This is a genomic window from Streptomyces sp. B5E4, assembly GCF_039871555.1.
In the GTDB taxonomy this organism is placed as follows: domain Bacteria; phylum Actinomycetota; class Actinomycetes; order Streptomycetales; family Streptomycetaceae; genus Streptomyces.
Window position 1 is genome coordinate 193448 of the sequence record NZ_JBDPMI010000007.1, and the last position, 13287, is coordinate 206734.

The following is a 13287-nucleotide window of genomic DNA, read 5'->3' on the forward strand; positions in this document are numbered from 1 at the left end:
CCGGCGCGCGGCTGGGGTTCCTCGAAGCGGTGAGTTCCGGCCTGCCGGTGCCCGCGACGTATCGTGATCACCGCGGACCGGGCGGGTCAGCGCTGCAGGGTGAGCACGCCCGGCCGCCAGGGAAGCCGGTTGTAGTCGCCGCCGGCGGCGGGGTCCTTGCCCTGGTAGAGGAACTGCAGGTTGCAGGGGTCGATGGTCATGGTCTGGTCGGGGTTGTTGCGGACCAGGTCGCCGTGGCTGATGTCATTGGTCCAGGTGGCACCGCTGTTGGCCTTGCCCGCGAAGGGGTTGCCCTCGCTCGCGGCCTGCGGGGTCCATGAACCGTTCAGGCTGGAGGAGGTGAACGAGCGGAAGTAGCGCCCGTTCGCCCCTATCGCCTCGACGATCATGAGGTACTGGTTCTGGTCCTTGACCTTGTAGACCTGCACCCCCTCGAACAGGTTGTTCGTCGAGTCGCTCATGATCGTCGTGTACGACGAGCCGAAGTTGCCCGGGAAGTTCCCGATCGGCATGCTCGCGCGGTAGATCTTGCCGTTGTCACCGGCGAAGAACAGGTACATGTTCTGGCCGTCGGCGATCAGGGTCTGGTCGATCGGGCCGGTGCCGGAGCCGGAGATGCTGCCGGTGAAGAGCGGCTGCGGCGCGGACCAGCCGTTGGGGTTGGTGGGGTCGCTCGACGTGCGGTAGATGAAGGGCCACTGACCCCACTGGTAGGCCAGCACCCAGATGTTCTTGGGCGCGAAGTAGAACAGGGTGGGTGCCACCGCGGCCTGGTTCATCCCGTTCTGGCCGGTCGACGCCATGTTCGACCAGTCCGAGAAGGGGGTGAACATCATCGAGCCGTAGGACGATCCCGAGAACTGCGTCCCGTAGACCAGGTTCTTGCCGTTGTGCACCACGCTGGTGAAGTCCTTAAGCGAGACCCACCCGTTCGCCGGCTGCGCCAGCACGCCCGTCGACGACCACCGGTACGTCGAAGGAAGCGCACACTCGCCGCCAGGCGTCCCGGACAGGCCGGACCACTTCTGGTTGCTGCCGCCGTTGCACGTCCAGAGCACCACCGCCGTGCCGTTGGCCGTAGCCGCGCCGGAGACGTCCAGGCACAGCCCGGACTCCACGCCGACGATCGTGCCGTCGGAGTTCACCCGCCATTGCTGGTTCGCACCGCCGCTGCAGGACCAGATCTGCACTCGGGTACCGGGCGTGGTGGCATGGCCGGGAACGTCCAGGCACTTGTTTCCGTACACGGTCAACTGATTGCTGTCCGTGTGCGTCCATTGCTGGTTGGTCCCGCCCGAGCAGTCCCAGATCTGCAGGTAGGCGCCATCGGTCTGGCTGGCGTTGGCCACGTCGAGACACTTGCTGGATGCGGCGCTGCGCAAGGCGCCGCTGCTTGCCGCCTGAGCCGGGCCGGCGCCGATCGTCGGCGCCAACGCGATCAGGACCGCAACCGCAGTGGCGAGGACCACCAACGGGTGTGTGCGGCTGGAACTTCGTCTGCGCATGGGAACCTCCTCATCTTTGAGCAAGCGGTTCCGGTCGGCCCGGTCAGAGGCTGCCCGGACTGTCCATGTCGATCCGTTCGTGATATCGAACGAGGATCGAAGTATCGGGCAGTGTGGATGATAGGGAGCCGGTGAACGGCGTCAACCCTTCCCGCATGATTCGTTGTTGGGGCCGAAACAATCGCGCTGGCCGTGGATGAACTGCCGCAGGTCAAGCCGGCCTCATGGCTCCGAGTCGGTCGGCGGAGCCGACGTGGGCATGCCCGCCGTCCGGTGGCCGACGGCGTGTGCTCCTCCGAATGGCGTGCGAAATACCGAACGCCCGAGGTGGGAGAGGTGGGGTTCTCGATGAAAGAGACTGGCGCGATAGCCTTCGCGAAACTTTCGGCTATGCAGGAGACGCGCCCCGGGGTCGCTGTGTCCCAGCTCGTCAGGGGTGGGAAGCCCCCTTGGGCGTGTGCGGTATATGAGCAACACCGGCCCTGGTGGAAGGGTGCTTCGAAATTTGCGTGATTAAGACTGAAACTATTGACAGCATGGGCGACCTGGGGAACTCTCATGGCGTCGACGGGCGTTCGCCACTGTCGATTCGCTCACCAGCGGGCCGCGGTCCACCGGTCTGGGGCCGTACGACGACCGACCGCATCCCGCTGACATGTTCGTGGCGTCTCATCACGCTGCCTGCCCCTCTCCAGCCCCTTGTCGAGGAGGAAGCATGGACACGCACCACGATCCCGCCCGCTCGCTCAGCCGAAGACGATTCGTCGTCGGCGGCGCCGGCACCCTGGCCGTGGCCGCGTCGCCGCTGCTGCTGCCGGGCACGGCGCACGCGCAGACCGTCACCACCAACCAGACCGGCACCCACAACGGCTACTACTACTCGTTCTGGACCGACGCGCAGAACACGGTCTCCATGACCATGGGATCCGGCGGCAACTACAGCACCTCGTGGCGCAACACCGGCAACTTCGTCTGCGGCAAGGGCTGGAGCAACGGCAGCCGCCGCAGCGTGAACTACTCCGGCAGCTTCAGCCCGTCCGGCAACGGCTACCTCTGCCTCTACGGCTGGACCTCGAACCCGCTCGTCGAGTACTACATCGTCGACAACTACGGCAGCTACCGGCCCACCGGCGAGAACCGCGGCTCGGTGACCAGCGACGGTGTCACGTACGACATCTACCGGACGATGCGCTACAACGCCCCGTCCGTCGAGGGCAACCAGACCTTCCCGCAGTACTGGAGCGTCAACCGTGGCAGGCGCACGGGCGGCACCATCAACACCGGCAACCACTTCGACGCCTGGTCCCGCGCCGGTATGAACCTCGGCAGCTTCAACTACTACATGATCATGGCGACCGAGGGCTACCAGAGCAGCGGCAGCTCGAACATCACGCTGGACGGTACCGGCGGCGGCGATCCCGGCGAACCCGGCGCATGCACCTCGACCCTGTCCGCGGGGGAGAGGTGGAGCGACCGGTACAACCTGAACGTCGCGACGTCCGGCTCCAGCAACTGGACCGTGAGAATGAACGTCCCGTCGCCCGCGAAGATCATCGCGACCTGGAACATCAGCGCCAGCTACCCCGACAGCCAGACACTCGTCGCCAGGCCCAACGGCAGCGGCAACAACTGGGGCGTGACCATCCAGGCCAACGGCAACTGGAACTGGCCCACCGTCTCCTGCAGCGCATGACCCCGCCCCGCTGACGCGGAAGCAGCCGCGGCGCGGGACCCACCACCCCCCGCGCCGCAGCCTTCCCACCACTCTGGGAGCACCCGGATACCGCACGTGTCCCGGTCCTGGCACCCTTCTCCGCGTATCCGGGAGCCCGCAGCGCGTCACATGCCGGGGCCGACGGCGCCCGCCGCCCAGCGGATGCCGCCGAGCAGATGCCGCCGGAAGTCCGCCTGGGCATACGACTCGGCCGTGTGCCCGCCGCCGGTGTAGAACGAGCGACCCCCCGCGTACTCCTTGCACCACGCGATGGGGTGGTCGCCGTTCATGGTGCCGCCGCTGTAGCTGGACTCGTCGAGCGAGGCCAGCACGCGGGCGCCGGCGCGGGGACTCGTGCGGTAGTTGTACCACTCGTCCGTGCGCTGCCAGGTCGCGGCGAGGTGGGCGGTCGCGTCGTGCGTCCGGTCCTCGACGACGACCGTGGCGCTCTGGATCTGCGGGTGGGAGTGGAAGTAGGCGCCGACCAGTCCGCCGTACCAGGGCCAGTCGTATTCGGTGTCGGCGGCCGAGTGGACGCCGACGTACGCGCCGCCGCCCGCGATGTACCCCTCGAACGCTGCCTGCTGGGCGGCGCCGAGCACGTCGCCGGTGGTGTTCAGGAACACGACCACCTTGAAGCGCGCGAGGCTGTCGCCGGTGAACGCGGTGGCGTCCTCGGTGGCGGTCACCTGGAAGTCGTTCTCCGCTCCCAGTTCCCGGAGCGCGGTGATCCCCTCGTCGATGGCGTCGTGGCGGAAGCCCGCCGTCCTGGAGAAGACGAGGACTTCGTACGGGTCGCCGGAAGCCGCGGACGGGCCCGGGGTCGGCAGCGGCAGTGCCGCGGCGCCCGGAGCCGTCACGACCGGCAGCGCCGCGACACCCAGGGCTCCTCCGAGGAGCGTCCGGCGGGTCGGGAGCTCGGACATGTGGATGTTCCCTTCCGTGGTGGTCGTCCCGACGCCGATCCGGGCGGCGAAGTGCCCGGCACGGCGCCGGCTGGTCGGGGTGCCGTACAGGCCGTGCCCGGTCAGCCCTCCTGCCCTGGTGACTCCGCGGCCCCGGGAACGTTCTCGATGCGGTACAGGGCGCTGTTCTGGTCCCCGGCGTACCAGCCGGTGCCGTAGTCCAGGACGTACAGGGCGCCGTCGGGGCCGAAGGCCGCGTCCATGGGCTGGGTCCCGGACCACGGGATGCCGCCGATGGCGCCGCGGCTGCCGTCGGCGTTCACGGCGATGTTCTTGATCCAGCGGCGCCCCCACTCCATGGCGAAGAAGTCACCGTCGAACTCCTGCGGGAACTTGACCGCCGAGTCCAGGTCCGGTTCGTAGCGGTATACGGGGCCGGCCATGGGGGACTCCGTACCGCTGCCGAACTCCGGCACGGAACCGCCGTCGTAGGGGATCCACGCGGGCCGGGCCGGCGGAAGGGTGCTCCGGCCGGTGTTGTTCGGCGAGTTGTTGACGGGCGCGGAGCAGTTGAACGCCTGGCCGGAGGCGCCCGTGGCGAAGTCGTAGTCGACGTAGGGCCGGTTGTCGCCGACACAGTACGGCCAGCCATAGTTGCCCGCGCCGGTCACCCGGGCGAACTCCACCATGCCGGCCGGGCCCCGGCTCGGGGAGGCGGACCCGGCGTCCGGTCCGTAGTCGCCCACGTAGACGACACCCGTCTGTTTGTCGACGCTCATCCGGTACGGGTTGCGGAAGCCCATGGCGTAGATCTCGGGCCGGGTCTTGTCGGTACCGGGCGCGAAGAGGTTGCCCTCCGGGATGTCGTACGAGCCGTCGTCGGCGACCTTGATCCGCAGGATCTTGCCGCGGAGGTCGTTGGTGTTTCCCGCCGACCGCTGTGCGTCGAACGCCGGATTGCGGTTGCCGCGTTCGTCGATCGGGGTGTAGCCGTCGGAGCCGAACGGGTTGGTGTCGTCGCCGGTCGAGAGATAGAGGTTGCCCTCGGCGTCGAAGTCGATGTCGCCACCGGTGTGGCAGCATTGGCCGCGGTTCGCCGGCACTTCGAGGATCGTCTTCTCGGTGGAGGTATCGAGGGTGCCGTCGTTCTTGAGCACGAACCGGGAGAGCCGGTTGACGCCGTCGAACGGCTTGAAGTCCGCGGCCGAACCGGTGCTCGGCGCGTCCCCCGGCGGCGTGTCGAGCGCGGGGGCGTAGTACAGGTAGACGAAGCGGTTGGCGGCGAAGCCTGGATCGATGGCGACCCCCTGCAGGCCGTCCTCGTCGTGGGCGTAGACGTTCAGCCTGCCCGCGATCTTGGTCGTGCCCTGCGGGTCGGTGACCCGCACGGTGCCGTCGCGCGAGGTGTGCAGCACCGAGCGGTCGGGCAGCACGGCCAGCGCCATCGGCTCGCCCATCTCGCTCGCGCCTTTGGCGAGGGTCACCTGCTGGAACTGCGCCTGCCGGGTGTCGCCCGTCCCGGCAGGTTCGGCCGCGGCCGGCGACAGCATCGTGGCGGCGCCTGCGGTGACGAGCAGCGGGCAGACCGCCGCCGCGAGATACCTTCTGAAGTGTCTGGGCATGTGAACCTTCCGTGGGGTGCCGGGGCGGGCTGCCCTGCGACCTGCGCTCTGCAGGACGGCCCGGCCCCGTGGGGGACGGCGTACGCCGGACGTCAGGGAGCGCTGTTCAGGGCTTCCAGTACGGCGTTGTACGCCTCCTTCTTCTGGTAATTGCCGTCGAACAGCAGCGGGGTGTCCTGGCCGCGCCACGAGTACTTGTCGGTGATCCCCCAGGTGGTGATGCCGGTGCAGCGGGACACCGCCATGCACGCCTCGGTGACCGTGCGGTAGGCATTGGCCTGGGCGGTGCCGGAGCCGCCGATGTCCAGCTCGGTGATCTGCACGTCGACGCCGAGGTCGGCGAAGCGCTGCAGGTTCTGCCGGTAGCTGCCGAGGTTGGAGTTCGAGTCGAGGTGGGACTGGAAGCCGACGCAGTCGATGGGTACGCCGCGGGCGAGGAAGTCCTGGACCATGCGGTAGATGGCGTCGCTCTTGGCGTTGACGCCGTCGGTGCCGTAGTCGTTGTAGCAGAGCGTGGCGCCGGGGTCGGCGGCGTCGGCGGCGCGGAAGGCGTCTTCGATCCAGCCGTTGCCGATCTGCTGCTGGAGGTTGGACTGGCGGCGGCTGCCGTCCCATTCGAACGCCTCGTTGACCACGTCCCAGGAGTCGATTTTCCCGGCGTAGTGACCGGCGACTCCGTCGATGTGGTTGAGCATCGCCTGGCGTAGGTTGCCGCCGGTCAGACCGCTGACCCAGGAGGGCTGCTGGGCGTGCCAGACCAGTGTGTGGCCGCGTACGGACATGCCGTTGCTCTGGGCGTGGGCGACGAGCTGGTCTCCGCCCTGGAAGGTGAACTGGCCCTGCCTGGGCTCGGTGGCATCCCACTTCATGACGTTCTCGGCGACGATGCTGTTGAACTCACGGTTCAGCGTGGCGGTGTAGTTCGCTTCGCCGAGGAGGTTGGGTGCCACGGCGGCGCCGTAGTAGCGGCCGCTCTCGGCCGCCGAGGCGCCGAGTGTGCCGGCGGCGTGGGCGCTGCCGGGGAACGCCAGGAGGCCGGCCGCCGCCAGACCGGCGGACGTGACGGCCGCGGCGGCCGACCAGGTAAGGCGGCGCGTACGCCGCCTGCGGGAGGTGCTGGGCATGGCTGCTCCTTGTGTTCCGGTGGAGGGTGACAGGTGCCGTCCGGCTTCTGTCCGGAAACGGTGCCGAGGGTCCGGTGCGGCCGGGGCCGCACCGGACCCGGTGGTTCAGTCGAGGACGGATTCCCAGCGGGTGCCGGGTGCGGTGGCGCCCCCGGGGAGGCGGTCGCGGGCGGCGGTGTCGCCGTACAGGCTCCAGCGGAACCAGTCCACGAGGGTGTCCTGGGTCTGATCGAAGGTCGGGAAGCCCGGGTTGAGATACGCGGCGTGGTCCGCGCCGACGTGGGTGAGGAACGCCTTGGGGGCGGACAGCTCCTCGTATGCCTGGCGGGCCAGGCCGTACTGGCAGGTGGGGTCCTGGTCGCCGTGGATGAACAGCACGTTGGCGCCCGGCCCCGCCGGGTCGCCCATGTCCACGCAGGCGACCGGGACTGCGGCCTTGATCCGGTCGTCCGGCCACTTGGTCAGCAGGCCGTGGACGGTCATGCCGCCCATCGAGTGGCCGGAGACGCCGACGCCGGCCACGGTGTCGATCTGTCCGGCGAAGGGGCTGCCCGAGGCCTCGTTCAGCGCCAGGGTCTGGGTGATGACCTCGGAGACGTCCCTCGACCATTCGCCTCCGTACACGGAACCGATGTTGGTGTTGTCGCTGATCGAGGGGGCGGGGCAGATGAAGCCGGCGGAGGCTATCGCGTGCGTCTGCGAGGCGTAGGAGTCGGAGTTGCCGTACGCGCCGTGGTTCCAGTGGGCGACGGGGAAGACGCCGTCGGCGAGCGGGGCGTTCGGGACGGGGTTGCCGCCGGGGGACCCGGTGGCCGGGTAGAAGATCTTGGTGAACAGCCGCCGGCTGCCACGGGACCAGTTGTATTCACGTACCCCGATGGCGAAGTCCTGGGCCGGTGCCTGCCGGAGGAGGGCGGGCCGGGGAGCGAGGCGGGCGGCGGCCGGTGCGGCGACGGCCGGGGAGGCCGCCCCCGTCGTTCCGGCTATACCCACGCCCAGCAGGGCGCTCAGAGCCGTGCGCCGTTTCATGGACATACGAGGACACTCCTGTGGGGGGAAGGGATCTGCGGGGCGGACGCCTGGGCGCGACGCGCCGGGGCGGCCCGTATCAGAGGCGTGCGTCGGCGTCGGTTCGACAGAGGCATGGGGGTTCTCCATCGCGGCTCAGCCGGAGGGCCCGCCGCGCGGGCGTCGCATGTCCGGCAGTCCGGACACGCGCGGGGGGAGCCTCACCGGAACGAAAGGACTGGCTTTGCGAGTACTGCCGTGCGCGGCGGCCTGCCGAATCGCAGGCCGTAGAGGCCCCGAGTGTTCGATATGTCGAACTGTGGTCGAACTCTCAGACATGGATGATTGGAGGGTCGGCCCGGCGCGTCAACCCCCTTCGCGAACTAATTTCGATTTCAGGCTCGAAATATTCGGTGGGGAAGCTTCATGAGGCGATCGCGTCACGCAGGTAGGGGATGGTCTGAGGCCCTTCTGGCAGCACGCACAGACGGGCTGCGGGGCCGGCAGCGGCCAGCGCCTCGGCGACAGCCGCGGTGACGTCTCCGGTCTGCTCGAGGTGGGCGGCCGCGAGGTCGGCGGCGGACAGGCCGTCGGTGTGCATGACGACCCGGCAACGGGCCAGGATGGCGGCCTGGATCTGCACCTGCCACTGGTCTGGCGCGGTCTCGGTGCGGGTGCCTATGGCGTCCAGCAGCGCCTGCGGCGACGGTGCGGAGGAGAGGACTTCGCGGTAGGCGCCGTGGTCGGGGAAGCCGTCGCGGCACTCGGCCGCGCAGATGATCGTGCCGCCCGGACGGACCACCTGGTACGCGGCGGACATGCCCTTGACCGCCTGGTAGAGGTTCTGGTCCAGCGGGAAGCCGGAGTTGGTCGTGACGACCACGTCGTAACGGGTGCCGACCGGACGCATCGCCGTCCGCGCGGCTTCCGCGGTGGCGGCGGCGTGCATGGCCGGCAGGTCCCCGCCGAAGGCGGCGACGATCTCCTGGCCGCGGTTGAGTACGACGTCGAGCGCGAACGTCACGCCGGTGCCGTCCGCGATCGCCCGCACGTCGTCATGGACCGGGTTGCCGTGCGTGACGCCCCACGTCGCGCGCTTGTCGGCGATGCGGGTGGCGTCGTGCAGGACGAGGACCGTCTCCAGCGCCGCGAGCCCCGGCGCGACGAGCTTGGGCCCGCCGGAGAAGCCCGCGAAGAAGTGCGGCTCGACGAAGCCGGTGGTGATCCGCACGTCCGCCGCGGCCCACTCGCTGTTGAGCCATACCGGCACGCCGGCACCGTGGATGCCCATCCAGGTGAGGCCCGCGCGGTCGGACGCGTCGTGGTTGACGACCCGCACGGTGTCCACGACGGCGTCGCCGAACATCCGGCGCAGCTCAGCGTCTGTGTTGCCGCGGTGCGTGCCGGTGGCGACCAGGATCACCACGTCCTCGGGCCGGACGATGCCGTCGAGTTCGGCGAGGAGGGCGGGGATCATCAGGTGCCGTGGTTGCGGACGGGTGCCGTCGCAGGCCGAGATCGCCACGGTCTGCCCGGGGCACACGCGTTCGCGCAGCGGCGGTCCGGCCACGGGCTCGCGCAGCGCGGCACGCAGCACGGCCGACGGGTCGCGGGCTCCGCGTCGGTGCACCGGTGCGACGATCGTGGCCGTATCGGGAACCTCGATGCCGAGCCCGTGCTCGCCGTAGGCCAGTTGCACCCTCACGTGCCGGCCTCCGCGTGCGACGCGTCCTTCGCGGCGGGGGTGAGATGTCTGCGGAGCCACGCCTCGGTGGTGCTGACGTGGATGAGCGCGGCGGCCTCGGCGAGCGCGGCGTCTCCGGCGGCCAGCGCGTCGTAGATCTCCTGGTGCTGGGCGAGTGTCCGGTCGGCGACGTCGCCGTCGACCATCCCGCGCCAGACCCGGGCCCGTACCGTTCGGCCGGAGATTCCCTCCAGCAGGCTCGCCAGTGTCTGGTTACCCGTGGCGGAGGCGACGGCCTGGTGGAAGGCAGCGTCGTGCTTGTTGAGCAGTTCGACGTCGTCCCTGGCCGCGTGCATGGCGGCCAGATGTCCCGCCACCCCGGCGAGTTCGCGGGCCGAGATGCGGGTGGCGGCCAGACCGGTGGCGACCGGCTCGAAGAGCCGGCGCACCTCGGTGAGTTCCAGCAGGGTGTCACCCTGGAGCAGTTCGACGGCGGAGCCCAGCCCTTCGAGGAGGACCCTCGGCTCCAGGGTCGTGACGTACGTGCCGTCGCCCCTGCGGATCTCCAGCACCCGGGCGACGACCAGCGCCTTTACCGCCTCGCGCATCAGCCCCCTGGACAGGCCCAGCTCCGCGGCCAGTTGCTGCTCTGGCGGCAGCTTCGCACCCGGCGGGAGTTCCCCTGAAGCGATCAGCTCCCGAATGCGCCTGATCGCCTTGTCGGTCAGTGACATCGCACGGCCTCCAGCCTCGGCCTCCTGGGTAATGCGAAGCACGATACATCTGATGTCCAGCCAGGTGAGCCGTCGGTGGAGCGCGGTCTCCACGCGGTGAGATCCGGTGTATCAGAGGCGTAAAGAGAGCTGTTTCCCTTTTGCGTGGTTGAAGACTGCGTGAGAAGGGTTGCGTTGGTGTCCCGGGACATTTAATGTCTCCCGCGTGTCACGCCCGATGAGGTCATCGGCGGACCGGACGCGGCCGGTGGTGGGCGCCATCGGACGGGCCCGGCTCGACCGGATGCGGGCCCGGTTTCACCAGAGGCTGCCGGCGCGTGTCGCGTACGCGGTGTCGCAGGCCCGCTGAGCTGCGTTGACCGTGCCTTTCGCCGTACCGAGCCGCGCAGGCCGTGGGCCGACGGCGCGGCGTCACCGTCGCCCGCCGGTCGCCTGAGCGACGAGGGAACCGCCGGGACTCTGCCAGGACTCAGTGGAGGATCAGGATGCGGAGACTGACGCGCAGGGAGATGATCAGGCTCGGCACGGCGGGCACCGGAGCCGTCATGATGCCTGTCCCATGGACGGCTGCCGCCCGTGCCGGCTCGGCCGCACCCCCGGAGGTACGGGCGGTCGACGACCTGGCGTTGTGGTACGACGCACCGGCCGGCTCGGACTGGCTGCGCGCGCTGCCGATCGGGGCCGGCCGCCTCGGCGCCATGGTCTTCGGGAACGTCGGCACCGAGCGGCTTCAGCTCAACGAGGACACCCTCTGGGCGGGCGGCCCCTACGACCCCGCCAACCCCGCGGGTGCCGATGCCCTGCCGCAGATCCGGCAACTGGTCTTCGACGGCCAGTGGGAACAGGCGCAGTCGCTGATCGACCGGACGATGCTCGGGCGGCCGGCCGGAGAGCTGGCCTACCAGCCCGTCGGCGACCTCACCCTCACGTTTCCCGGCAGCGGTGGAACGTCCGGGTACCGACGGTGGCTCGACCTCACCACCGCGACCACCGCGGTGACCTACGTGGCGAACGGCGTGCGGTTCCACCGTGAGGTGATCGCCAGCGCACCGGACCAGGTGATTGTCATGCGCCTGACCTCCGATACGCCGGGGTCCCTCTCGTTCACGGCCACGTTCGCCAGCCCGCAGAGCGCCTCGGCATCCAGCCCCGACGGAACGACGATCGCGCTGGAAGGGATCTCGGGCAGTATGGAGGGCATCGCCGGCTCGGTCCGGTTCCTCGCGCTGGCCAGAGCCGTTGCCGAGGGCGGCACCGTATCCGGCTCGGGCGGCACGCTCCGGGTGGCCGGCGCCGACAGCGTCACGCTGCTGGTCTCCATCGGCACCAGCTACGTCGACTACCGGAACGTGGGCGGCGACTACCGGGGTACCGCCCGCCAGTACCTCGGCGCCGCGCAGAGCATCCCGTACGACGACCTCCGCAGCCGGCACGTGGCCGACTACCAGGAACTGTTCGGTCGGACCACGATCGACCTCGGCCGTACCGGAGCGGCCGATCAGCCGACGGACGTCCGGATCGCCCAGCACGGCGGTGCGGACGATCCGCAGTTCTCCGCGCTGCTCTTCCAGTACGGCCGGTACCTGCTGATCTCCTCCTCGCGGCCCGGCACCCAGCCGGCCAACCTCCAGGGCATCTGGAACGACCAGATGGCCCCGCCCTGGGACTCGAAGTACACCCTCAACGCCAACCTGCCGATGAACTACTGGCCGGCGGGATCGACGAATCTCTCCGAGTGCTGCGAGCCGGTGTTCGACATGATCGACGACCTCACGGCGACCGGCGCCCGCACGGCCATGGTGCAGTACGGCGCCCGCGGCTGGGTCACGCACCACAACACCGACGCATGGCGGGGTACCTCGGTCGTGGACGGGGCGTTCTGGGGCATGTGGCAGACCGGTGGGGCATGGCTCGCCACCATGATCTGGGACCACTACCAGTACACCGGCGACATCGGCTTCCTGCGCGCCAACTACCCCGCCATGAAGGGCGCCGCGCAGTTCTTCCTCGACACGCTGGTCGTGGAGCCGGACCTGGGTTGGCTGGTCACCAACCCGTCCAACTCGCCGGAGCTCGCCCACCACCCGAACGCGTCCGTCTGCGCGGGGCCCACCATGGACATGCAGATCCTGCGTGACCTGTTCGACGGCTGCGCCCGGGCCGGCGAGATCCTGGGCGTGGACGCCGACTTCCGCGGTCAGGTCCTGGCGGCGCGGGAGCGGCTGGCCCCGACGCGGATCGGTGCCCGCGGCAACATCCAGGAGTGGCTCTACGACTGGACGGAGACCGAGCAGTTCCACCGGCACGTCTCCCACCTCTACGGTCTGCACCCCGGCAACCAGATCACCAAGCGCGGCACACCCGAGCTGTTCGAGGCCGCCCGCCGGACCCTGGAACTGCGCGGCGACGACGGAACGGGCTGGTCGCTGGCCTGGAAGATCAACTTCTGGGCGCGTATGGAAGAGGGAGCCAGAGCACACGACCTGATCCGCGATCTCGTGACGCCGGACAGGCTCGCGCCCAACATGTTCGACCTGCACCCGCCGTTCCAGATCGACGGCAACTTCGGCGCGACGTCCGGCATCGCCGAGATGCTGCTGCACAGCCACCACGGCGAACTGCACCTGCTGCCCGCACTGCCGCCGGCCTGGCCGAACGGGAGTGTCGAGGGGCTGCGCGGGCGCGCCGGCTACACGGTGGGTGCGGCCTGGACCGGCGGCCGGGCCACGCAGCTCTCCCTCACCCCCGACCGCGAAGGAGCGGTGAAAGTCCGCAGCCAGATGTTCCGCGGGGGCTACGAGGTCCTCGATCTGACCGGTGGCGATCAGGTCCGGCCCGAGCAGACCGAGCCGGACCTGATCGAGTTCGCCGCGCGGTCCGGACACACGTACCGTGCGAACGCCCTGGGATCGCGGCGTAGCGGAGACGGCGCGTGAACGCCCGCTGGCCCGCTTGCGGGCGCGGGCCGCCGCACCAGCGCCGGGCCTGCAG

6 protein-coding genes and 3 pseudogenes are annotated in these 13287 nt (G+C 69.7%); 2 read left to right on the forward strand and 7 right to left on the reverse strand.

Features of this window, described 5'->3' with window-relative positions:
- Positions 1 to 86: 86 nt before the first annotated feature.
- Entirely contained in the window at positions 87 to 1505 is a 1419-nt protein-coding gene (locus ABGA99_RS12430; RefSeq protein WP_347582631.1) for a non-reducing end alpha-L-arabinofuranosidase family hydrolase, read from the reverse strand.
- A gap of 715 nt (positions 1506 to 2220) precedes the next feature.
- Between ABGA99_RS12430 and ABGA99_RS12435 the strand changes: the two genes are divergently transcribed.
- A complete protein-coding gene (locus ABGA99_RS12435; protein ID WP_347577594.1) occupies positions 2221 to 3198 on the forward strand; it encodes a glycoside hydrolase family 11 protein in 978 nt (325 codons plus the stop codon).
- 167 nt (positions 3199 to 3365) lie between these two features.
- On the opposite strand, the pseudogene ABGA99_RS12440 reads toward ABGA99_RS12435, so the two are convergent.
- The 6 genes and pseudogenes from ABGA99_RS12440 to ABGA99_RS12465 all read right to left on the reverse strand — a co-directional run.
- A pseudogene (locus tag ABGA99_RS12440) lies at positions 3366 to 4145 on the reverse strand (ThuA domain-containing protein); the annotation flags it as partial.
- 131 nt (positions 4146 to 4276) lie between these two features.
- A pseudogene (locus ABGA99_RS12445) lies at positions 4277 to 5674 on the reverse strand (PQQ-dependent sugar dehydrogenase); the annotation flags it as partial.
- Between the two features lie 179 nt (positions 5675 to 5853).
- Positions 5854 to 6870: pseudogene (locus ABGA99_RS12450) on the reverse strand (endo-1,4-beta-xylanase); the annotation flags it as partial.
- Positions 6871 to 6975: 105 nt separating this feature from the next.
- The gene (locus ABGA99_RS12455) at positions 6976 to 7905 is read right to left on the reverse strand and encodes an alpha/beta hydrolase (RefSeq protein ID WP_347577593.1); all 930 of its coding nucleotides are present in this window, start codon (positions 7903 to 7905) and stop codon (positions 6976 to 6978) included.
- A 397-nt stretch (positions 7906 to 8302) separates the two neighbouring features.
- Positions 8303 to 9583: a nickel-dependent lactate racemase gene (gene larA / locus ABGA99_RS12460; protein ID WP_347582632.1), complete on the reverse strand. Its 1281-nt coding sequence runs from the start codon at positions 9581 to 9583 to the stop codon at positions 8303 to 8305.
- Positions 9580 to 10296, reverse strand: a complete 717-nt coding sequence (locus tag ABGA99_RS12465; RefSeq protein ID WP_347577591.1) for an FCD domain-containing protein — start codon at positions 10294 to 10296, stop codon at positions 9580 to 9582. Before ABGA99_RS12465 ends, larA begins: the two co-directional genes overlap by 4 nt.
- A gap of 485 nt (positions 10297 to 10781) precedes the next feature.
- Here ABGA99_RS12465 and ABGA99_RS12470 point away from each other — a divergent pair, with 485 nt between their 5' ends.
- Positions 10782 to 13232, forward strand: a complete 2451-nt coding sequence (locus ABGA99_RS12470) for a glycoside hydrolase family 95 protein (RefSeq protein WP_347577590.1) — start codon at positions 10782 to 10784, stop codon at positions 13230 to 13232.
- The last annotated feature ends 55 nt before the right edge of the window (positions 13233 to 13287 follow it).

Bases quoted from the DNA above. Each gene is read 5' to 3' on its own strand.
- ABGA99_RS12455 (WP_347577593.1), bottom strand. From the start codon at position 7,905: ATGTCCATGAAACGGCGCACGGCTCTGAGCGCCCTGCTGGGCGTGGGT.
- ABGA99_RS12430 (WP_347582631.1), bottom strand. From the start codon at position 1,505: ATGCGCAGACGAAGTTCCAGCCGCACACACCCGTTGGTGGTCCTCGCC.
- ABGA99_RS12470 (WP_347577590.1), top strand. From the start codon at position 10,782: ATGCGGAGACTGACGCGCAGGGAGATGATCAGGCTCGGCACGGCGGGC.
- ABGA99_RS12435 (WP_347577594.1), top strand. From the start codon at position 2,221: ATGGACACGCACCACGATCCCGCCCGCTCGCTCAGCCGAAGACGATTC.
- ABGA99_RS12465 (WP_347577591.1), bottom strand. From the start codon at position 10,296: ATGTCACTGACCGACAAGGCGATCAGGCGCATTCGGGAGCTGATCGCT.